A 20,922-nucleotide genomic window follows, 5' to 3' on the forward strand; every position below is an offset into this window, starting at 1 on the left:
CTGGCCTGCTATTTCCGCGAACACCGCCGGCCCCTGTGGGAGCTAGCCTGCTAGCGATGACGGCCTCACCGGCGACTACACTGTCCAGCCATCCGCAATCCCCAAGGAATGATTCCGGCGCTCCACAGTCGGAGTTCAGGCATCCTCCAATCAAGGAGCTTCACCGATGAACAACAGCACCCTGATCGTCGCCCTGGCCCTGGCCGCCGGCCTCGCCGCCACCGGAACAGCCCTTCAAGCCGCCGAAACCTCCAGCAGCCCAAGCGTGCAATCCCCGACCGGCAACCGCGCCTTGAAGGTCAACGACCGCGCCCCGGACATCTACCAACGCAGCGAAAAAGCGATCACCGACTGGCGCCGCAAAGGCCTCAAGGACCCCGAGCCACAGGCGCAATGGGTACAGATCGACGACAAGTACGTGATGGTGATGATCACCAACGGCACCATCGTGGAGATTCAGCCGGTGGTGCGTTAAACCCTTGGAAACACTGGGCCATGGAAGACTGGTTGTACGCCCCAGCCCTGAGCGTCACTCGACGCGAGTGCCGCTGAGCACCTGGCCGCCCCCCAGCCGATACTGATTGTTCCCGCTGCGCTTGGCCTCGTACATCGCAAGGTCGGCGATGTGCAGCAGCCGGACCATGGTCGGCGCATGGTCGGGGAATACGGCGACGCCGAGGCTGCTGCCGATGTGGCGCTGGTCGTTGCCGATGGTGATCGGCGGGGACAGCTCGACGAAGATCTTCTGGCAGATGCGGCGGGCTTCGTCCGGCAGGTTCAGGCCCGGCGCCAGGCCCTGGAGGATGACCACGAATTCGTCGCCGCCGATCCGCGCGACGGTGTCGCTGGCGCGCAGGATGCGCTTGAGGCGGGTGGCGGTGGTGATCAGCACGCGGTCGCCGGCGGCGTGGCCGTAGCGGTCGTTGATTGCCTTGAAGCCGTTGAGATCCACGAACACCAGGGCCACCCGGGTCGCGGTGAGCCGCGCCTGCTCCAGCGCCTGCGACAGGCGTTCCTCGAGCACCAGGCGGTTGGGCAGGCCGGTCAGCGGGTCGAAGTGGGCCAGGTGCTGAAGGTAACTGGCCGAGGCCTTTTCCTCGGTGATGTCGCGCACCACGCCCATCATCTTGATCATGGTGTCGTGGTCGTTCTTCACCACGTTGCCGGTTTCCCGCAGCCAGCGAATGGTGCCGTCGGGCCAGACCACGCGGTACTCCTCGTCGTGGTTTTCGCCGGTCTCCAGGCACCGCAACTCGCCGGCCCGCACCTTGGCGCGGTCGTCCGGGTGCACGCAGGAACAGAACAGCGCGTAGGAGGGCGTCACTTCACCGATCTTGAACCCGAACATGCCGAAGATCGCGTCCGACCAATACAGCCGGTCCGTGTCGACCTCCCAGTCCCAGGTGCCGATCCGGGCGAAATACTGGCTGCGCTTGAAACGCTCGGCATCGCCGTCCTGCCGGATGTGCGGCCCCTCGGCGGCGCGGGTCAGCAGTTCGCGGTACTCGGCGAGCTGCCGGCGCAGGGAGCGTTCGCGGCGGATCAAGACGATGATCGCGGCCAGCATGACGGTGCCGATGGCGAGGCTGATCCAGAGTTGAGTCATGCAAGCGCTGCCGTCATGGCGTATCGGTCCGAGAGTGATGGCGGGTGGCTATCTTAATGCACGGCCAGTGCCGGAAACAGCGGCAACTGTCGTGCATCAGCGCGCAAACGGTTGCCAACGACCGGCAATTCTGGGAAAACGGCGGCCATTGAGCCCGTCGGGGGCGCTGCACAATAGAGCGAACGCAATGAATGATGAACTGCAGATAATCGATCTTCAGACCGGCGACGGAAAAGCCGCCGTCAAAGGCGCATTGATCACCACCCAATACACCGGCTGGCTGGAGGACGGCACCGAGTTCGACTCGTCCTGGAGCCGCGGCAAACCGTTTCAGTGCGTGATCGGCACCGGGCGGGTGATCAAGGGCTGGGACCAAGGCCTGATGGGCATGCAAGTGGGCGGCAAGCGCAAATTGCTGGTGCCGGCGCACCTGGGGTACGGCGAGCGCACGATGGGCAAGATCCCGCCGAACTCGAACCTGGTGTTTGAGATTGAGTTGTTGGAAGTGTTGACGCGGGAGGATTGAAGCGACGCAAATCCGCTAGAGCACCATGGCGATGGTGCACTCATTGATTCATCGCCATGTTTACTTGATCGGGTCAGGTGTAGGCGTCGATATCGTCCAGTGCATCTGAGACGATGCCATCCAGTGTTGGGAATTGCTCCTTAACGGCTTCCAGGGCTGGAATGACTGTTTCGCGGTCTGTTTCACAATGCCGGCGAGCCAGGTGGCCTAGAGCGGTCACGGCAGAAGCGGCAACCGCTTCGGACTCGCTGGTGAGGTAGGCCAGGCAGACGTTTTGGGCCCAGACTCTGTCCAGTTCATTCAAACCAATGGAAATCAGTCCAGCGATGATGTTTCTGTCCTCGTCGGTGGCCAGCAGTCTTGTGGCTTCATCGTGGCTGATGGAGGGGGCTTGATAGGTCAAATTCACTTTTTGACTCCCTGAACGTTGCCCTTGCTGTCTACTTTCTTGGCTTTGATAAGCGCATAAGTTCGGAAAAATCAGGGCATTGCATGTTGAAGCAGTGTCTGTTCCGACGTCATCGCGAGCAGGCTCGCTCCCACAAGGGAATGCGGTCTCCCTGTGGGAGCGAGCCTGCTCGCGATGAACGAAGACGCGGTCTTTCAGGCGGCCATCGCCTTTGCTTCCAGCCGGTGAAGCGCTGATGTTTCCCATGACGGGAACCGGCGTTTCAGCCGTTCGAGCGTGGGCAACAGCTGTTCCGGATCCAGCGCTTCCAGTTGTCCGAGTGCCTGCACGGCGGCCGTCACCACCCACTCCCTTTCACTTTCGTAGAGCGCCAGGCAGGTTCTTTGGGCCCAGCGGTGATCCCGCTCGTTGAGTCCGATGGACATCAGGGCCGCGACGACGTGTGCATCTGGTTTATGGGGCATGGTCGGTTCTCCCGGTGTGTGGCGAGGGCGCTCGCGCCCTCGCCACGGGGTTGCTCAGCGGTTGGGCGGGTCGATGTTGTCGAGGGCGCGGTTGACGGCCAGTTCGCCGAGCATCACCACTTGGGCGATGCCCAGCACGGTGTTGCGGTAGGGCGGTTCCAGCAGGGCGGCGAAGTCGTTGAGCAGGGTGTTGGCCGAGGCCATGGATTCGCAGGCGTGGGCCAGCAGGGATTCCTGGTCCATGTCCGGGGCGATGAGGAACATCGGCCGGGATCTTCGTCGTTTCGGGGCTTCGGGTTTGAGGTAGTGGTCGAGGGCGCGCTCGGCGGCTTCGTGGAGTTTGCGGGAATCGGGGGTGGAGTAGGGCGACGTTGGATCGGAGTCGTCTGTTTCGGCTTCTGGCGGATTAGGCGTGTACTTGAACATATGTGAGACCTCGAAGATTAAGGCTGCCCCACCCGTCGCGACTAATCGAGGGGGAGGCGGCTGCACGCAGGTTAGTCGACCGGCAGGTCTCACGAATCCGGCGCGCCCGAAGGCGCCCTGCGCACAGCCACCATTGAGCGCAGGTACTGAAAAACCCGCCTGAATGGCTGCTTTAGAATTCGTGAGACGCCGGGCGACTAAACCCGATCACTGACCCTTCAGTGATGCGAATCAAGTTACCGACGCCCCCCAAACCTCACAAGCCGGCGGATTCTGGCGCAGTTGTAGGCAAAGGCGCAAGGCAACGTAGCCTGACGGATGATGCTGAAATGATGCTTGATTTTTCGGGGATTCAGGCCGTCCAGCGCCTGTGGCGCTCTCGCTGACGCCATCGCCAGCAGGCTGGCTCCTACAGAGGATCTTAGGTGGAGGCTGAATCTGAGTTCACCGCAGAACCCTGCGGGAGCCAGCCTGCTGGCAATGGCGTCGGTAGAGGCAATGCAGGCTGAGAGCGGAACATGGATCCCGCGGCACTCCGTTCATCCCTTCCCCCCGCCCCCCCCCCCTTGCCATGCCCGGTCCGAACAGCGATCATCGCGCCCAATATAGGGGTAGGGGGTATAGGTATGTCGCACACGCACGAACACAAGACCGAGCTGCTCAACCGGGTACGGCGCATCGCCGGCCAGGTGCAGGCGGTGGAGCGGTCGTTGGAGGCCGAGGCCGACTGCGGCAAGACCCTGCACCTGATGGCGGCCATCCGTGGGGCGGTCAACGGTTTGATGGAGCAGTTCATCGAAGCCCACGCCCGTGAGCATGTCGCCCACCCCGACCTCAGCGACGAAGCCCGCGCCCAAGGCGTGGAAGAGTTGCTGCTGGCCATCCGTCGCTATTCCAAGTGAGCGCACCCACCATGACACCCAACGCGCAACGTTTTGCCCACGACCATCAGTTCCTCGGCGCCTCCCACGACGAGAACGCCCGCCGCACCCTGTGGGTGGTGGCGCTGACCTTCGTGATGATGATCGGCGAAATCGCCGCCGGCTATGTCACCGGCTCCATGGCGCTGCTGGCCGACGGTTTCCACATGGCGACCCACGCCGGCGCCTTGGGCATCGCGGCGGCGGCCTACGGGTTCGCCCGGCGCAACGCCAGCAACCGCCGCTACAGTTTCGGCACCGGCAAGGTCGGTGACCTGGCCGGTTTCGCGTCGGCCATGGTGCTGGGGTTGGTGTCGCTGGGCATCGCCGGCGAATCGGCCTTGCGCCTGTTCCAGCCGACCACGGTGGCCTTCGGCGAAGCCACGGTGATTGCGGTGGTGGGGCTGGCGGTGAACCTGGTCAGCGCCTTCATGTTGATGGGGCATCACGGCCATGACCACGGGCATCACCATGATCACGGCCACGATCATCATCACCATCACGACAACAACCTGCGCTCGGCCTACATGCACGTGCTGGCCGACGCGCTGACGTCGGTGCTGGCCATCGCCGCGCTGCTGGCGGGCCGGTACCTGGGTTGGGTATGGCTGGATCCGGTGATGGGCATCGTCGGCGCCGTGGTCATCGCCAAGTGGGCGTACACCCTGATGCGCGACAGCGCCGCCGTGCTGCTCGACGCCACCGACGAGCCGGTGGCCGAGGAGATCCGCGAACTGCTGGAAGCCTCGGACGATGTGCGCATCAGCGACCTGCACGTCTGGCAGGTCGGCCCGCAGGCGCGGGCGGCCATCGTCAGTGTGGTGGCCGCCGCCGGCGTCAGCGCCGAGGCGATCCGCGAGCGCCTGGCGCCGGTGCATGAGTTGTCGCACCTGACCGTCGAACTGCGCAGCGCCTGACCCGACACGCCGACAGGCTGACGCTCAGGCATGAAAAAGCCCCTCACCGATTGCTCGGTGAGGGGCTTTTGCGTTTCCGGGCGTCAGGTCAGACCTTGACGATCCAGCCTGCCGGGGCTTCGATGTCGCCGGTCTGCACGCCGGTCAGCTCTTTGTAGAGCTTCTGGGTGACCGGGCCGACTTCGGTTTCGCTGTGGAACACGTGCAGGTGATCCTGGTAGCTGATGCCGCCGATCGGGGTGATCACGGCGGCGGTGCCGCAGGCGCCGGCTTCTTTGAAGTCCGACAGCTTGTCGATGAACACGTCGCTTTCGACCACTTCCAGGCCCAGGCGGGTCTTGGCCAGTTCGATCAGCGACAGGCGGGTGATGCCCGGCAGCACCGACGGCGAGTTCGGGGTGACGAACTTGTTGTCGTGGGTGATCCCGAAGAAGTTGGCCGAACCGACTTCTTCGATTTTCTTGTGGGTCAGCGGATCCAGGTAGATGGCGTCGGCGAAGTGCGCCTTCTTGGCCTGGGAGCCCGGCATCAGGCTGGCCGCGTAGTTGCCGCCGACCTTGGCGGCGCCGGTGCCTTGCGGGGCGGCGCGGTCGAAGGTGGAGATCTGGAAGTTGTGCGGGGTCAGGCCGCCCTTGAAGTAGGCGCCGACCGGGATGGCGAACACCGAGAAGATGAACTCCGGCGCGGTGCGCACGCCGATGTTGTCACCCACGCCGATCACGAACGGGCGCAGGTACAGCGCGCCGCCGGTGCCGTACGGCGGGATGAAGCGCTCGTTGGCGCGAACCACTTGCTTGCACGCTTCGATGAACTGCTCGGTGGACACGTGCGGCATCAGCAGGCGGGCGCAGCTGCGCTGCATGCGGGCGGCGTTCTGGTCCGGACGGAACAGGTTGATCGAGCCGTCCTTGCAACGGTAGGCCTTCAGGCCTTCGAAGCACTGCTGGCCATAGTGAAGGGCGGTGGAGCCTTCGCTGATGTGCAGCACGTTGTCTTCGGTCAGGGTGCCTTTGTCCCACTCGCCGTTGCGAAAGTACGACAGATAGCGTTTGTCGGTCTTGATGTAGTCAAAACCCAGCTTGTCCCAATTGATGCTTTCGTTACCCATGACACCCTCTATCACTGAACAACCGTCGAAACGGTCAAGGCTTCTGACGTTTTTTTGGATGGGCACAACAATACTTCATTCTGATCCGGTTTCGCAGCCCGGACTATCGGATGACGGGCAGATAAATCGCATTGCCTTGAGGAAATCGCCAGCAGGCTGGCTCCCACAGGAGTACGCGATCCAACTGTGGGAGCCAGCCTGCTGGCGATGAGGCCTTCTCAGCCGCCTTCAATATTCCTCAATCAAATGTGCAAGGCATGCCCCAAGGCCCGCAGCGCCGCTTCCTGCACCGCCTCGCCCAGGGTCGGGTGGGCGTGGATGGTGCCGCCGATGTCTTCCAGCCGCGCGCCCATCTCCAGGCTCTGGGCAAACGCCGTGGACAGCTCCGACACGCCGACGCCGACCGCTTGCCAGCCGACGATCACATGGTTGTCGCGGCGGGCGACCACCCGCACGAAGCCACTCTTGGACTCCAGCGTCATGGCCCGGCCGTTGGCCGCGAAAGGGAAGCTCGACACGATGCAGTCCAGCCCCGCGGCCTTGGCCTCGTCCGGCGTCTGGCCGACCACCACCAGCTCCGGGTCGGTGAAGCACACGGCGGCGATGGCGGTGGGGTTGAACTCGCGGGTCTTGCCGCTGATCAGCTCGGCGACCATCTCGCCCTGGGCCATGGCGCGGTGGGCCAGCATCGGCTCGCCGGCCACGTCGCCGATGGCGTAGACGTTGCGCATGCTGGTCTGGCAGCGGCTGTCGATTTTGATCGACGCGCCGTTCATCTGAAGGTTCAGCGCTTCGAGGTTCCAGCCCTGGGTGTTGGGCTTGCGGCCGACGGCCACCAGCACCTGGTCGGTCTCAAGGTTCAGGGTCTCGCCGTTCGGGTCGCGCACCTGCAGGGTGCCGTCGAAGCCCAGGACGCTGTGCTTGAGGTACAGCTTCACGCCCAGTTGCTTGAGGGCTTCGTGCACCGGTTGGGTCAGTTCGGCGTCGTAGGCCGGCAGGATCCGCTCCTGGGCCTCGACCACGCTGACCTCGGCGCCGAGCTTGCGGTAGGCGATGCCCAGTTCCAGGCCGATGTAGCCGCCGCCGACCACGATCAGGCGCTTAGGCACCGACGTGGGCGCCAGGGCTTCGGTGGACGAGATGACCGGCCCGCCGACCGGCAGCATCGGCAGGTCGACGGTCTTCGAACCGGTGGCCAGCACCAGGTGCTCGCACTGGATGCGGGTGTCGCCGACTTCGACGGTCTTGCCGTCGATGACCTTGGCCCAGCCGTTGATGACCTGCACTTTGTTCTTCTTCAGCAGCGCCGCCACGCCGGTGGTGAGGCGGTCGACGATGCCGTCCTTCCACTCGACGCTCTTGCCGATGTCGAGGGTCGGCGCGCCGACGCTGATGCCCAGCGCCGAATGCTGGCTGTGGTGCTGCGTCTGCTGGAACTGCTCGGCCACATGGATCAGGGCCTTGGACGGGATGCAGCCGATGTTCAGGCAGGTGCCGCCCAGCGAGCGGCCTTCGACCAGGATGGTCGAAATGCCGAGCTGGCCGGCGCGGATCGCCGTCACGTAGCCGCCGGGGCCGCCGCCGATGATCAGCAGGGTGGTGTTCAGGGTTTGCATGCGTGCCTCACTCCACAAACAGGGTCGCGGGTTGTTCGAGCAGGCCACGGATGGCCTGGATGAAGAGCGCCGCGTCCATGCCGTCGACCACGCGGTGATCGAAGGAGCTGGAGAGGTTCATCATCTTGCGGATCACCACCTGGCCTTTGACGACCATCGGCCGTTCGACGATTTTGTTCACGCCGACGATGGCCACTTCCGGCAGGTTCAGCACCGGGGTGCTGACGATGCCGCCCAGCGCGCCGAGGCTGGTCAGGGTGATGGTCGAGCCGGACAGTTCGTCGCGGCTGGCCTTGCCGTTGCGCGCGGCGTTGGCCAGGCGAGCGATTTCTGCGGCGCTGTCCCACAGGCTGCGGGCTTCGGCGTGGCGCACCACCGGCACCATCAGGCCGACGTCGCTCTGGGTGGCGACGCCGACATGCACCGCACCGAGGCGGTGGATGACCTGGGCCTCGTCGTCGTAACGGGCGTTCATCTGCGGGAAGTCGCGCAGGGCGACGACCAGCGCCCGCACCAGGAACGGCAGCAGGGTGAGCTTGCCGCGGCTGGCGCCGTGCTTGTCGTTCAGGTGTGCGCGCAGCTCTTCGATGGCGGTGACGTCGATTTCCTCGACGTAGCTGAAGTGCGCGGCGCGCTGGGTGGATTCCTGCATGCGCTGGGCGATCTTGCGGCGCATGCCGATCACCGGGATCTGTTCTTCGTCGTTGCGCCGGGCATACGCGTTGGCGGCAGGCGCCGAAGCGTTCGACTGACCTTGCGCCAGGTAGGCGTCGAGGTCCTCGTGCAGCACCCGGCCGGCCGGGCCGGAGCCGCGCACCAGGCGCAGCTGGATGCCCAGGTCCAGCGCGTGCTTGCGCACCGCCGGGGAGGCCAGCGGACGGTCGCCGGCTTCGCGGGCCACCACCGGGCCCTGGCAAACCTTGGTCGGACTCGGTGCGGCGGCGGGTTTGCTTTCGACGACGGCCTCGACTTTCGGCGCCACGGGGGCCGGGGCTTCCTTGACCGGAGCCGGTGCGGCGGATTCCTTCAGGTTGCCGGCGCCTTCGACTTCGATGCTGATCAGCACGCTGCCGACCGCCATCACTTCACCCGGCTGCCCGCCGAGGGCGATGACCTTGCCGTGCACCGGCGACGGGATGTCGACCATGGCCTTGTCGGTCATGACGTCGGCCAGCACCTGGTCTTCGACGACCAGGTCCCCGACCTTGACGTGCCACTGCGACAGTTCTACTTCTGCGATGCCTTCGCCGATGTCCGGCATTTTAATGACGTGCGTGCCCATTCAGACCTCCATGACCCGTTTCAACGCCGCGCCCACTCGGGACGGCCCTGGGAAATACGCCCACTCCTGCGCGTGCGGGTAGGGGGTGTCCCAACCGGTGACGCGCTCGATCGGGGCTTCCAGGTGATGGAAGCAGTGCTCTTGCACCAGCGACACCAGCTCGGCGCCGAAACCGCAGGTGCGGGTGGCTTCGTGCACCACGACGCAGCGGCCGGTCTTCTTCACGGACTTGACGATGGTCTCAAGGTCCAGCGGCCACAGGCTGCGCAGGTCGATGACCTCGGCGTCCACGCCGCTCTCTTCGGCGGCCACCTGCGACACGTAGACGGTGGTGCCGTAGGTCAGCACGGTCACGTCCTTGCCCGGACGGGTGATGGCGGCGACGTCCAGCGGCACGGTGTAGTAGCCGTCCGGCACCTGGGCGGCGGGGTGTTTCGACCACGGGGTCACCGGGCGGTCGTGGTGGCCGTCGAACGGGCCGTTGTACAGGCGCTTGGGCTCCAGGAAGATCACCGGGTCATCGTTTTCGATGGAGGCGATCAGCAGGCCCTTGGCGTCGTAAGGGTTGGACGGCATGACGGTGCGCAGGCCGCAGACCTGGGTGAACAGGGCCTCGATGCTCTGGCTGTGGGTCTGGCCGCCGTAGATGCCGCCGCCGCAGGGCATGCGCAGGGTCATCGGCGCGGTGAACTCGCCGGCCGAGCGGTAGCGCAGGCGCGCCGCCTCGGAAATGATCTGGTCGTAGGCCGGGTACACGTAGTCGGCGAACTGGATTTCCACCACCGGGCGCAGGCCGTAGGCGCCCATGCCCACGGCGGTGCCGACGATGCCGCTCTCGGAGATCGGCGCGTCGAACACCCGCGAGGTGCCGTACTTGGTCTGCAGGCCTTCGGTGCAGCGGAACACGCCGCCGAAGTAGCCGACGTCCTGGCCGAACACCACGACGTTGTCGTCGCGCTCAAGCATCACGTCCATGGCCGAGCGCAGGGCCTGGATCATGGTCATGGTGGTCGTGGTCATGGCGGTTTCCAGCTGGATATTGTTGTTGTGATCGTTCATCTCAGACCCCCAACTGCTGACGCTGGCGCTTCAAGTGTTCCGGCATCTCTTTGTATACGTCTTCGAACATGGTCGCGGCGCTCGGGATCTGCCCGCTGGTGAGGGTGCCGTGCTGCTCGGCCTGCTTCTGGGCGGCGATGACTTCGGCCTCGATCTCGGCGCTGGCGGCGGCGTGTTCCTCTTCCGACCAGTGGCCGATCTTGATCAGGTGCTGCTTCAGGCGGGCGATCGGGTCGCCCAGCGGGAAGTGGCTCCAGTCGTCGGCCGGACGGTACTTGGACGGATCGTCGGAGGTCGAGTGCGGGCCGGCGCGGTAGGTGACCCATTCGATCATGGTCGGGCCCAGGCCCCGGCGGGCGCGTTCGGCGGCCCAGGCGGAGGCGGCGAAGGCGGCGACGAAGTCGTTGCCGTCGACCCGCAGGGAGGCGATGCCGCAGCCGACGCCGCGTCCGGCGAAGGTGGTGGCTTCACCGCCGGCGATGGCCTGGAAGGTGGAGATCGCCCACTGGTTGTTGACCACATTGAGGATCACCGGCGCCCGGTAGACGTGGGCGAAGGTGAGGGCGGTGTGGAAGTCCGATTCGGCGGTGGCGCCGTCGCCGATCCAGGCCGAGGCGATTTTGGTGTCGCCCTTGATCGCCGAGGCCATGCCCCAGCCCACGCCCTGGATGAACTGGGTGGCGAGGTTGCCGGAGATGGTGAAGAAACCGGCGTCCTTGACCGAGTACATGATCGGCAGTTGGCGGCCCTTGAGCGGATCGCGCTCGTTGGACAGCAACTGGCAGATCAGGTCCACCAGCGGCACTTCGCGGGCCATCAGGATGCTTTGCTGGCGGTAGGTCGGGAAACACATGTCATCGATGTTCAGCGCCAGGGCCTGGGCGCTGCCGATGGCTTCCTCGCCGAGGCTCTGCATGTAGAACGACATCTTTTTCTGACGCTGGGCAACCACCATGCGGTTGTCGTAGATGCGCGTCTTGAGCATGGCGCGCATGCCCTTGCGCAGGATCCCGACCGGCACGTCTTCGGCCCAGGGGCCGTGGGCGTTGCCCTGGTCGTCGAGCACGCGGATCAGGCCACGGGCCAGGTCTGCGGTGTCGGCGGGCTCTACGTCGATGGAGGGCTTGCGCATCGTGCCGGCGTCGGTCAGATGCAGGTAGGAGAAGTCGGTTTTGCAGCCTGGGCGGCCCGAGGGTTCGGGCACGTGCAGACGCAGCGGTTCATACGCTTGGGTCATGGCTTCTACGCTCGATCTTGTGAATTTCTTGTAGTGAGCTGACAGTCGTTCTTCGGTAAAAGAATTCTTGTCCTACAACAATCATAGGCCCGGCCAAGAAGAATATTTCTCTGTGTTTCGTTGCGCTGAAGATCATTTGCAGATAGAAAATCTGCATAAACATAAAAAACAGGTGGTTTTGTCTCATGCGCAAACTGGACCGTACCGACATCGGCATTCTCAACAGCCTTCAGGAGAATGCGCGCATCACCAACGCCGACCTCGCCCGTTCGGTCAACCTGTCGCCGACGCCGTGCTTCAACCGGGTCAAGGCGATGGAGGAACTGGGGGTGATCCGCGAGCAGGTGACCCTGCTCGACGCCGATCTTTTGGGCCTGCACGTCAACGTGTTCATCCATGTGAGCCTGGAGAAGCAGGTGGAGGAGGCCTTGCAGCATTTCGAAGAGGCGATCTCGGACCGCCCCGAAGTGATGGAGTGCTACCTGATGGCCGGCGACCCGGACTACCTGATCCGGGTGCTGGTGCCGACGATCCAGTCGCTGGAGCGCTTCATGATGGACTTTCTGACCAAGGTGCCGGGGGTGGCCAACATCCGCTCAAGCTTTGCGCTCAAGCAGGTGCGCTACAAGACCGCGCTGCCGCTGCCGGCGAACGGTCTGACGCTGGGCAATTAGACCTGGTTGATCGGGATCTTCAGGTACGTCACGCCGTTGCCTTCGGCCGGCGGCAGGTTCCCCGCCCGCACGTTCACCTGGATCGCCGGCAGCAGCAGCGTCGGCATGCCCAGCCCGGCGTCGCGCCGGGTGCGCATCTCGACGAACGCGGCCTCATCGATGCCGTCGTGCACATGGATGTTGCTTCTGCGCTGTTCGCCGACGGTGGTCTGGCACTGCGGGCCGCGGCCGGCCGGCGGGTAGTCGTGGCAGACGTAGAGTTTCACGCCGGCGGGGAAGGCCAGCAGCTTGTGGATCGACTTGAACAATTGATGGGCGTCGCCGCCGGGGAAGTCGCAGCGGGCGGTGCCCACGTCCGGCATGAACAGGGTATCGCCCACCAGGATCTGTTCGCCGTCGATCAGGTAGGCCATGTCCGCCGGGGTGTGGCCGGGGACGTGCAGGGCGGTGGCCTTGAGGCGGCCGATCATGAACGACTCGCCGGGAGCGAACAGGTGATCGAACTGCGAGCCGTCGGCGCGGAATTCCGGCTCCAGGTTGAACAGCGCCTTGAACACGTCCTGCACCTTGCTGATCGCCTGGCCGATGGCGATCTTGCCGCCCAGCTCCCGGCGCAGGTACGGCGCGGCGGAGAGGTGGTCGGCGTGGGCGTGGGTTTCCAGCAGCCATTGCACTTGCAGGCCATGGGCGCGGACGAAGGCGATGATCCTGTCGGCCTGGGCGGTGCAGGTGCGGCCGGCGGCGCCGTCGTAGTCGAGCACCGGATCGACGATCGCGCACTGGCCGCCGTCGGCCTCGTAGACCACGTAGCTGTAGGTCGAGGAGGCGGGGTCGAGGAAGGCTTCAATCAGTGCGGGCATGGAGATGGACCTGTGAAAGGGGACGAGAAGTCAGTCATGGGTTGCAACACTTTATGTAAAAACATAATGTTCGCAGCTTAAGTGACGTTGAAGGCTTCCTGCAAATGCAATCCAGTCTGACCGAATGTGAAGTCGCCCAACTGCGGGCGTCGGCCTCCAAGGCCTGTTCGCTGCTCAAGGCCCTGGCCAACGAGGATCGGCTGTTGATCCTCTGCCAGTTGACCCAGGGCGAGCGCAACGTCGGCGACCTGGAGAAAATGACCGGCGTGCGTCAGCCGACCCTGTCCCAGCAATTGGGCATCCTGCGCGATGAAGGGCTGGTCGCGACCCGCCGTGAAGGCAAGTACATTTTCTACGGCCTCGCCAGTCACGAAGTGATCCAGGTGATGAAAACCCTCTCGGGCCTGTACTGCGGCGCGGTGCTCAAGAGCTGGGAACAACCCGCCGCCCAATAACGAAACACGGCACCTGTGGGAACGGGCCTGCCCGCGATCGCGGCGGTTCAGGCCATGTCGATGTCGAATGTTCCGCCGTCATCGCGAGCCGGCTCGCGCCCACATCCATCCTTGCGTGCAGCAAAAGGAACAAGCAATGAACGACCAACACTGGGGCCCATCCATCAGTGCGGACATCGTGGTCATCGGCGGCGGAACGGCCGGCATCGGTTTCGTCGCCAGCCTGCTCAAGCGTGACCCGACCCTGAGCGTCACCGTGATCGAACCGGGCACCCACCATTACTACCAACCGGCGTGGACGCTGGTCGGCGGCGGCGCCTACGACGTGAAGGACACCGCGCGGCCGATGACGTCGGTGCTGCCGCGCCAGGCGACCTGGGTGCAGGCCCTGGTGACCCGCGTCGATCCGGACAAGCGTCAGCTCACCCTCAACGACGACCGCACCGTCAGCTACCGCAACCTGATCGTCTGCCCCGGACTGCGCCTGGCCTGGGAGAAGATCGAAGGCTTGCAGGAAAGCCTCGGCCGGCACGGCGTCACCTCCAACTACAGTTATCAGCACGCGGCCTACACCTGGGAGCAGGTGCGGAACCTGCGTGGCGGCAAGGCGCTGTTCACCCAGCCGGCGATGCCGATCAAGTGCGCCGGCGCGCCGCAGAAGGCGTTGTACCTGTCGTGCGATCACTGGCTCAGGTCCTCGGTGCTGAACGGCATCGACGTGGAGTTCAACCTGGCCGGGCCTGCCCTGTTCGGCGTGCCGACCTTCGTGCCGCCGTTGATGAAGTACATCGAGAAGTACAACGCCCGGCTGGCGTTCAATTCGAACCTGGTGAAGGTGGACGGCCCGGCGAAGACCGCGTGGTTCGAAGTCAAGGACGCCGACGGCAACGTCACCCGCCAGGCGAAATCCTTCGACCTGCTGCACGCCGTACCGCCGCAGGTAGCCCCGGACTTCATCGCGCAAAGCCCCCTGGCGGACGCGGCCGGCTGGTGCGAGGTCGACCCGCACACGCTGCAGCATCCGCGCTATCCCGAGGTGTTCGGCCTGGGCGACATCTGCAGCACCACCAACGCCAAGACCGCCGCGGCGGTGCGCAAGCAGGTCGTGGTGGTCGCGCAGAACCTGCTAGCCCTGCGCAAGGGCCAGCCGCTGCCGCTCAAGTACGACGGCTACGGTTCGTGCCCGCTGACGGTGGAGAAGGGCAAGGTGATCCTCGCCGAGTTCGGCTACGGCGGCAAACTGCTGCCGACCTTCGCCCTCGACCCGACCGTGCCGCGCCGTTCCGCGTGGTGGCTGAAGGCGACGTTGCTGCCGTGGTTCTACTGGAACGGCATGCTCAAGGGCCGCGAATGGCTGACCGGCCTGTCCAGAGTCGATTAAGGATCGCCTATGTTGCTGGCAAGTCTGTTTGGTGTGGTGATGGGGCTGATCCTCGGCCTGACCGGCGCGGGCGGCGGGATTCTCGCCGTGCCCGCGCTGGTGCTGGGGTTGGGCTGGAGCATGACGCAGGCGGCGCCGGTGGCGCTGTTCGCGGTGGGCAGCGCGGCGGCGGTCGGCGCCATCGACGGCTTGCGCCACGGACTGGTGCGCTACCGTGCGGCGCTGCTGATCGCGGCGCTGGGGGCGGTGTTTTCGCCGCTGGGCATCTATTTCGCCCATCAGTTGCCGGAGAAGATCCTGATGATCCTCTTCAGCCTGCTGATGGTGATGGTGGCCGCGCGCATGCTGCGCCGCGAACGCAAGGAAGAGGGGCCGAGCGACCACGGCCATGCCAGTTGGGGGCAGAAGAACTGCATGCTCAACCAGCAGACCGGACGGCTGGCCTGGACCGCCAAATGCACCGCGACCCTCGCGGCGCTGGGGGCGGTGACCGGTGTGGTGTCGGGGCTGCTCGGCGTCGGCGGCGGTTTTCTGATCGTACCGGCGTTCAAGCAACTGACCGATGTGCAGATGCGCGGCATCGTCGCCACGTCGCTGATGGTGATCAGCCTGATCTCCGCCATCGGCGTGGCCGGTGCGTTCCACGCCGGGGTGCGGATCGATCACGTGGGCGCGGCGTTCATCGTCGCCAGCATCGGCGGCATGATCATCGGCCGCAAACTCTGCTACCTGGTGCCGGCGCGGGCCTTGCAGGTGGGGTTCGCCGGGGTCTGCCTGGTGGTGGCGGCCTACATGATGCTGCGGGCCTGAGCTTGCGGTGACGGCGCGGTGCGGCGAGGAAGCGTCCTCGCCGCAAGCCTCAGTGGTTATAGGCCGCTTCGCTGTCGTCGATCAGCGGATCCTTTTCGGTCAGCACGATCTGCGCGATCCGGTCCTTGCGCATGAAGCTCACCTTCGGATGGGACTGGGCGTAACGGATGAAGCGCTCCATGGCCTCGACCATCGCCGGGGTGCCGCCGATGCGGTCGTGCAGGCTCACCGACATCATCCGCCGTTTCTCCGCGCCCTCGGCGTAGAGGCGGTCGAACTCCAGCACCAGTTGCTGGTAGAACTGCTCGGCGGAGAAGTACCGGCCCTCGACCAGCACGATGTCGTTGTTGCGCAGGGTGTACGGCACCACGGCGAACTTGCGGCCGCGCACCCTCGTCACGAACGGTTCGTCGCGGCTGACGTCGTCGATGTGGTAGGTGAAGTTCAGGTCCTGCAGCACCTTCAGCGTATTGGGGCTGCGCCGCAGCCAGTTGGCGTTGTAGCCCACCGAGCGCTGGCCGGTGATTTTCTCCACGGCGGCCACGCCGTCGCCGATGAACTGCTTCTCCTGGGCGTAGTTCATGTTGTAGGAATCGGCCCAGCGAATGCCGTGGGCCGCCACTTCGTGGCCGCGCTCGGCGATGGCCTTGGCCAGTTCCGGGTGCTTGAGCGCCGCTTCGCCGACCACGTGGGAGGTGACCTTGATGCCGGTGCGGTCCCACAGGTCGAGCATCCGCCACAGGCCTTCCTTGTAGCCGTAGTCGAACCAGGTCTGCGCCGGCAGGTCGGGGTAGCCCTTGGGCAGCGGGCTGCCGGAGAACGGGCTTTCGGCGCCTTCCGGCTGGCCGCCGGTCTCGAATTGCATCGACACCGATATCACCAGCTGCGAGCCGTCCGGCCAGGGGCGTTCCTGGGCGAAGGCGAGGGCGGGCAGCAACAGGGCGGCGGCCAAAAGGCTTTTTAACGGACGCGGGGAGCGTCGACGGCTGGACGTGGTCATAGCGAACACCTTGCAGTTGAGAAGTGCGGCAAGGTTGGCATCGGCGGGCGGCGGGAAAAATCCGGTGCGGGCGAGATGACCTTTAAACAATTTTTACGAATCGGGCGGGCAGTGATCTGCCTTAGGCCCTGCGGTGCCTGGGCCGACGCCATCGCCAGCAGGCTGGCTCCTACCGTTTTTTGCGGTGAGCAGAAACTCCGCAAACACCGCCATTCCCTGTGGGAGCCAACCTGCTGGCGATGGCGTCAGTGACGGCGCCGCCGAACCAAGACAGTTGCTTGCGCAGTTTTAGCTGCACCACGCCTGATATGGGTTTGGCCGTGGTTTTGCGTCACACTTGTTCAACTTTCCGGCACAAGGCCTTTCAATGGATCACTACGCCCCGCGCAACTGGCAGCCCCACGAGAAGCCCAGCCTGCCGGGTTCCCCCTCGACGCCGCTGCACTCCAACCCCAAGCGCCTGGCCTATGCGCTGGTGGGGCTGCTGGTGGCGTTGACCGGCGGGCTGGGCAATTCGCTGGTGGTCGCCAACCTGCCTTACCTGCAAGGCGCGCTCGGCGCGACCACGGCGGAGATGGCCTGGCTGCCGGCGGCGTACGTGATGACCAACGTGTCCATGAACCTGCTGCTGGTGAAGTTCCGCCAGCAGTTCGGCCTGCGGGCGTTCACCGAGGTGTTCCTGGTGCTGTATGCGCTGGTGACCTTCGGCCACCTGTTCGTCAACGACCTCAGTTCGGCGATTGCGGTGCGCGCCGCCCACGGCATGGTCGGCGCGGCGCTCAGTTCCCTGGGCCTGTATTACATGGTGCAGGCGTTCCCGGCCAAGTGGCGGATGAAGGCGCTGGTGCTGGGTTTGGGGGCCTCGCAACTGGCCTTGCCGCTGGCGCGGCTGTTTTCCGAAGACCTTTTGCAGATCGCCGAATGGCGCGGTCTGTACCTGTTCGAAATGGGCATGGCGCTGCTGTCGCTGGGCTGCGTGCTGATGCTCAAGCTGCCGCCGGGCGACCGCTTCCGCACCTTCGAACCGCTGGATTTTCTCACCTTCGCCATCCTCGCCAGCGGCGTGGCGCTGCTCTGCGCCGTGCTGTCGCTGGGGCGGATCGACTGGTGGCTGGAGGCGCGCTGGATCGGCATCGCCCTGGCCGCCGCCATCGTACTGATCCTGGCGGGCCTGGCCATCGAGCACAACCGCAGCAACCCGATGCTGATGACCCGCTGGCTCGGCAGCGGGGTGATGATCCGCCTGGCCCTGGCGGTGATCCTGATCCGCATGGTCACCTCGGAGCAGTCCACCGGCGCCGTGGGGTTCATGCAGAACCTGAACATGAGCAGCCAGCAGCTGCACAGCCTGTACGTGGTGATGCTGATCGGCAGCATCGCCGGGCTGCTCACCAGCGCGCTGACCATCGATCCCAAGCACCTGATCATGCCTTTGATCATTTCCCTGGCGCTGATGGCCACCGGCTCGGTGATGGACAGCTACTCGAACAACCTGACCCGCCCGCAGAACCTTTATTTCAGCCAGTTCCTGCTGGCGTTCGGCAGTACCTTTTTCCTCGGGCCGACCATGGTGCTGGGCACCCGCAACGTGCTGACCAACCCACGCAACCTGGTGAGCTTTTCGGTGCTGTTCGGGATCTGCAACAACCTCGGCGGCCTGATCGGCGCGGCGTTGCTGGGCACCTTCCAGATCGCGCGCGAGAAGTTCCATTCCAGCCATATCGTCGACCAACTGGTGCTGGCCAATCCTCAGGTGGCCGCCCGTGTGCAGGGCGGCGGCTCGGCGGTGGGCTCGCTGATCGCCGACCCCGGCCTGCGCAACCTGCAAGGCATCCGCAGCCTGGCCAACGCCGCCACCCGTGAAGCCAACATCCTGGCCTACAACGATGTGTTCATGCTGATCGCTGTGATCGCGGTGCTGACCCTGATCTGGATTTCCGTCCGCGCGCTGTGGCTGGTCTGCACCACCCGAACCGTCACCCCCACGCCTTCCGTCCCTTCCAGCGGTGCCTCTTCTTCATGACCGAACCGACCGTCACCACCAACGCCATTGCCGCCACGCCCGAGGGTGTGGCGCCGCCGTCGTCGCCCAACACCGAACCGCGCCCGCTGCGGGTGCGGATCATCTCGTCGCTGGGATTCGCCGCCATCGCTCTGGTCGGCGTGCTGATCGTGCTGTACGCCTGGCAGTTGCCGCCGTTCAGCAGCGCCGTCGAAACCACCGAGAACGCCCTGGTGCGCGGGCAGGTGACGATCATCGGCCCGCAGCTCAGCGGCTACGTGTACGAAGTGCCGGTGCAGGACTTCCAGTTCGTCAAGGAAGGCGACCTGCTGGTGCGCCTGGACGACCGCATCTACAAGCAGCGGCTGGACCAGTCGCTGGCGCAGCTGGCGGTGCAGAAGGCCGCGCTGGCCAACGTGGTGCAGCAGCGCAACAGTGCCGAGGCGACCATCAAGCTGCGCCAGGCGGCGCTGGCCGACAGCGAGGCCCAGGCGCGCAAGAGCGGGGCGGACCTGGCGCGCAACAAGGCGCTGGTGAGCGACGGTTCGGTGTCCCGGCGCGAGCTGGACGTGACCCTCGCCGCCAGTGCCCAGACCACCGCGTCGGTGGCCCAGGCCAAGGCCAACCTGGAGATCGCCCGGCAGGACCTGCAGACGGTGATCGTCAACCGCGGCTCCCTGGAAGCGGCGGTGGCCAGCGCCGAGGCGGCGGTGCAACTGGCGCGGATCGATTTGTCCAACACCCGCATCACCGCTCCCCGTGACGGCCAGCTGGGGCAGATCGGCGTGCGCCTCGGCGCCTACGTCAACTCCGGCGCGCAATTGATGGCGCTGGTGCCGAACCAGAAATGGGTGATCGCCAACCTCAAGGAAACCCAGATGGACAACGTGCGGGTCGGCCAGCCGGCGACCTTCACCGTCGATGCGCTGAACCACCGCAAGTTCACCGGCCGGGTGCAGCATGTGTCGCCGGGCACCGGCTCCGAGTTCGCCCTGTTGCAGGCCGACAACGCCACCGGCAACTTCGTGAAGATCGCCCAGCGGGTGCCGGTGCGCATCACCATTGACCCCGACCAGCAGGAGAGCGAGCGGCTGCGGCCGGGCATGTCGGTGGTGGTGAGCATCGACACGGCGGCGGGGGATACCCAGCCGCACTGATTCCCCGCAGGTCTGCGGGCCACATTACCCTGTGGGAGCGAGCTTGCTCGCGATTGCGATCTGTCAGTTGCATTCATGCCGGCAGGCACACCGCTATCGCGAGCAAGCTCGCTCCCACAGGTTTTGTGGCATTCGCAACAGGGGTGAACGCCCGCTGAAGGTTCAGGCGGCGACCATCGGCGGCAGGGTGCCAAGCAATGACACCGCGGCCACCGCGCCGATCCCCAGCAGCCATTCCAGCGTCACGCTGCGCCTGAGGGCACCGGCCCGCCGTTCGCAGTCCTTGATCCGCAGGCGGTTGAACAGCGCCAGCCCCAGCATGCCGAGCACCAGCAGCGCCTTGATCAGCAGGATCAGGGCGAAGCCCGTGAACAGCGGCGTCGGCCACCACTGGCCGGTCAGCGCCCGCACGTTGATCAGGCCGGTGACCAGCAATCCCGCTACCAAGCCATAGCCGATGCCGCTGAAACGCCGCAGCACCGGCGCGATGGCGGTTTCCGGCCGGCGCAGGACGACCGCCAGCACCAGCAGCCCGCCGAGCCAGGCGCCGACGCAGGTCAGGTGAACGATCTGGTTGAGGATCAGCAGTTGCCCGTGCAAGCCGTCGAACATGGCGCCGTGGCCGACCGGCGCCAGCGTCGCCAGCAGCAGGACGGCGAGGCCCAGGCGCAAAGGCCGGCGCGTGCGCCAGGGCGTGAACAGCAGCGCCAGCAGCGCGGCGTTGAGCAACAGGTGCCAGCGCCAGACCTGGCCGAAGAACGTTTGGCCCGACACCAGCGCCAACGTCTGCGGATCGAACGCCGCCGCCAGCGAACCGGCCATGCTCGCGGTGACCAGCAGCGCCCAGACGACGCCGCTGACCAGGGCCAGGCCCGCCAGCCAGCGGCCGGCGCGCAGGTCCGCGTCCGCCGCATCACCCTTGAGCAGCAACGGCCGGAACAGCCAGGCCCCGAACAGCGTCAGCACCACGGTGAAATGCAGGAACCGGCACAGCACCAACGCTTCGGCCATGA

General features: G+C 65.4%; 22 protein-coding genes. 10 read left to right on the top strand and 12 right to left on the bottom strand.

Features of this window, described 5'->3' with window-relative positions; genetic code table 11:
- Positions 1 to 166 precede the first annotated feature (166 nt).
- Positions 167 to 475: an RcnB family protein gene (locus tag KVG96_RS07940; protein WP_217891507.1), complete on the top strand. Its 309-nt coding sequence runs from the start codon at positions 167 to 169 to the stop codon at positions 473 to 475.
- Between the two features lie 54 nt (positions 476 to 529).
- Here the strand turns inward: KVG96_RS07940 and KVG96_RS07945 are convergent, their stop codons facing one another.
- Positions 530 to 1,606, bottom strand: coding sequence for a sensor domain-containing diguanylate cyclase (locus KVG96_RS07945; protein ID WP_217891508.1), 1,077 nt, complete (start codon positions 1,604 to 1,606; stop codon positions 530 to 532).
- 187 nt (positions 1,607 to 1,793) lie between these two features.
- On the opposite strand from KVG96_RS07945, the gene KVG96_RS07950 reads away from it, so the two are divergent.
- Positions 1,794 to 2,132 carry an FKBP-type peptidyl-prolyl cis-trans isomerase gene (locus KVG96_RS07950; RefSeq protein ID WP_217892456.1) on the top strand — a complete coding sequence of 113 codons (339 nt, stop codon included), beginning with the start codon at positions 1,794 to 1,796 and terminating at the stop codon, positions 2,130 to 2,132.
- Between the two features lie 73 nt (positions 2,133 to 2,205).
- Here KVG96_RS07950 and KVG96_RS07955 read toward each other — a convergent pair whose 3' ends face one another.
- The 3 genes from KVG96_RS07955 to KVG96_RS07965 form a co-directional block, all read right to left on the bottom strand.
- On the bottom strand, positions 2,206 to 2,541 hold the full coding sequence (locus KVG96_RS07955; RefSeq protein ID WP_217891509.1) for a hypothetical protein: 336 nt from the start codon (positions 2,539 to 2,541) through the stop codon (positions 2,206 to 2,208).
- 194 nt (positions 2,542 to 2,735) lie between these two features.
- A complete protein-coding gene (locus tag KVG96_RS07960; protein WP_217891510.1) occupies positions 2,736 to 3,005 on the bottom strand; it encodes a hypothetical protein in 270 nt (89 codons plus the stop codon).
- Positions 3,006 to 3,059: 54 nt separating this feature from the next.
- Complete coding sequence (locus KVG96_RS07965; protein WP_217891511.1) at positions 3,060 to 3,431, bottom strand: DUF6124 family protein; 372 nt, start codon at positions 3,429 to 3,431, stop codon at positions 3,060 to 3,062.
- A gap of 626 nt (positions 3,432 to 4,057) precedes the next feature.
- Here KVG96_RS07965 and KVG96_RS07970 point away from each other — a divergent pair.
- Entirely contained in the window at positions 4,058 to 4,333 is a 276-nt protein-coding gene (locus tag KVG96_RS07970; protein WP_085656575.1) for a metal/formaldehyde-sensitive transcriptional repressor, read from the top strand.
- An 11-nt stretch (positions 4,334 to 4,344) separates the two neighbouring features.
- Positions 4,345 to 5,268 carry a CDF family Co(II)/Ni(II) efflux transporter DmeF gene (dmeF, locus tag KVG96_RS07975; protein WP_217891512.1) on the top strand — a complete coding sequence of 308 codons (924 nt, stop codon included), beginning with the start codon at positions 4,345 to 4,347 and terminating at the stop codon, positions 5,266 to 5,268.
- An 88-nt stretch (positions 5,269 to 5,356) separates the two neighbouring features.
- On the opposite strand, the gene KVG96_RS07980 is transcribed toward dmeF, so the two are convergent.
- The 5 genes from KVG96_RS07980 to KVG96_RS08000 all read right to left on the bottom strand — a co-directional run bounded on the left by KVG96_RS07980 (position 5,357) and on the right by KVG96_RS08000 (position 11,570).
- On the bottom strand, positions 5,357 to 6,376 hold the full coding sequence (locus KVG96_RS07980; protein WP_217891513.1) for a branched-chain amino acid aminotransferase: 1,020 nt from the start codon (positions 6,374 to 6,376) through the stop codon (positions 5,357 to 5,359).
- A 242-nt stretch (positions 6,377 to 6,618) separates the two neighbouring features.
- Positions 6,619 to 7,992, bottom strand: coding sequence for a dihydrolipoyl dehydrogenase (gene lpdA / locus KVG96_RS07985; protein ID WP_217891514.1), 1,374 nt, complete (start codon positions 7,990 to 7,992; stop codon positions 6,619 to 6,621).
- Between the two features lie 7 nt (positions 7,993 to 7,999).
- Positions 8,000 to 9,274 (bottom strand): dihydrolipoamide acetyltransferase family protein, encoded by a 1,275-nt coding sequence (locus KVG96_RS07990; protein WP_217891515.1) that lies wholly within the window; start codon positions 9,272 to 9,274, stop codon positions 8,000 to 8,002.
- Entirely contained in the window at positions 9,275 to 10,333 is a 1,059-nt protein-coding gene (locus KVG96_RS07995) for an alpha-ketoacid dehydrogenase subunit beta (protein WP_085583401.1), read from the bottom strand.
- A gap of 1 nt (position 10,334) precedes the next feature.
- Positions 10,335 to 11,570: a 3-methyl-2-oxobutanoate dehydrogenase (2-methylpropanoyl-transferring) subunit alpha gene (locus KVG96_RS08000; RefSeq protein WP_217891516.1), complete on the bottom strand. Its 1,236-nt coding sequence runs from the start codon at positions 11,568 to 11,570 to the stop codon at positions 10,335 to 10,337.
- Between the two features lie 185 nt (positions 11,571 to 11,755).
- Here KVG96_RS08000 and bkdR point away from each other — a divergent pair, with 185 nt between their 5' ends.
- Positions 11,756 to 12,244, top strand: a complete 489-nt coding sequence (gene bkdR / locus KVG96_RS08005; RefSeq protein ID WP_007976593.1) for a Bkd operon transcriptional regulator BkdR — start codon at positions 11,756 to 11,758, stop codon at positions 12,242 to 12,244.
- On the opposite strand, the gene KVG96_RS08010 is transcribed toward bkdR, so the two are convergent.
- Positions 12,241 to 13,104, bottom strand: a complete 864-nt coding sequence (locus KVG96_RS08010; RefSeq protein WP_217891517.1) for an MBL fold metallo-hydrolase — start codon at positions 13,102 to 13,104, stop codon at positions 12,241 to 12,243. The two genes, bkdR and KVG96_RS08010, sit on opposite strands and share 4 nt — an antisense overlap.
- Before the next feature lie 104 nt (positions 13,105 to 13,208).
- On the opposite strand from KVG96_RS08010, the gene KVG96_RS08015 reads away from it, so the two are divergent.
- The 3 genes from KVG96_RS08015 to KVG96_RS08025 all read left to right on the top strand — a co-directional run bounded on the left by KVG96_RS08015 (position 13,209) and on the right by KVG96_RS08025 (position 15,750).
- Positions 13,209 to 13,559, top strand: coding sequence for an ArsR/SmtB family transcription factor (locus tag KVG96_RS08015; RefSeq protein WP_217891518.1), 351 nt, complete (start codon positions 13,209 to 13,211; stop codon positions 13,557 to 13,559).
- A gap of 136 nt (positions 13,560 to 13,695) precedes the next feature.
- Positions 13,696 to 14,940: an NAD(P)/FAD-dependent oxidoreductase gene (locus KVG96_RS08020; RefSeq protein ID WP_217891519.1), complete on the top strand. Its 1,245-nt coding sequence runs from the start codon at positions 13,696 to 13,698 to the stop codon at positions 14,938 to 14,940.
- A gap of 9 nt (positions 14,941 to 14,949) precedes the next feature.
- Positions 14,950 to 15,750: a sulfite exporter TauE/SafE family protein gene (locus KVG96_RS08025; RefSeq protein ID WP_217891520.1), complete on the top strand. Its 801-nt coding sequence runs from the start codon at positions 14,950 to 14,952 to the stop codon at positions 15,748 to 15,750.
- A 49-nt stretch (positions 15,751 to 15,799) separates the two neighbouring features.
- Here the strand turns inward: KVG96_RS08025 and KVG96_RS08030 are convergent, their stop codons facing one another.
- Positions 15,800 to 16,750 (bottom strand): polysaccharide deacetylase family protein, encoded by a 951-nt coding sequence (locus tag KVG96_RS08030; protein WP_217891521.1) that lies wholly within the window; start codon positions 16,748 to 16,750, stop codon positions 15,800 to 15,802.
- A gap of 367 nt (positions 16,751 to 17,117) precedes the next feature.
- Between KVG96_RS08030 and KVG96_RS08035 the strand changes: the two genes are divergently transcribed.
- Both KVG96_RS08035 and KVG96_RS08040 read left to right on the top strand, forming a co-directional pair.
- The gene (locus KVG96_RS08035; protein WP_217891522.1) at positions 17,118 to 18,773 is read left to right on the top strand and encodes an MFS transporter; all 1,656 of its coding nucleotides are present in this window, start codon (positions 17,118 to 17,120) and stop codon (positions 18,771 to 18,773) included.
- Complete coding sequence (locus tag KVG96_RS08040; RefSeq protein ID WP_217891523.1) at positions 18,770 to 19,909, top strand: HlyD family secretion protein; 1,140 nt, start codon at positions 18,770 to 18,772, stop codon at positions 19,907 to 19,909. The genes KVG96_RS08035 and KVG96_RS08040 overlap by 4 nt, the downstream gene beginning before the upstream one ends.
- A gap of 162 nt (positions 19,910 to 20,071) precedes the next feature.
- Here KVG96_RS08040 and copD read toward each other — a convergent pair whose 3' ends face one another.
- Positions 20,072 to 20,920, bottom strand: coding sequence for a copper homeostasis membrane protein CopD (gene copD / locus KVG96_RS08045; RefSeq protein WP_217891524.1), 849 nt, complete (start codon positions 20,918 to 20,920; stop codon positions 20,072 to 20,074).
- Positions 20,921 to 20,922: the final 2 nt, after the last annotated feature.

The organism is Pseudomonas ekonensis, assembly GCF_019145435.1.
GTDB classification, from domain to species: domain Bacteria; phylum Pseudomonadota; class Gammaproteobacteria; order Pseudomonadales; family Pseudomonadaceae; genus Aquipseudomonas; species Aquipseudomonas ekonensis.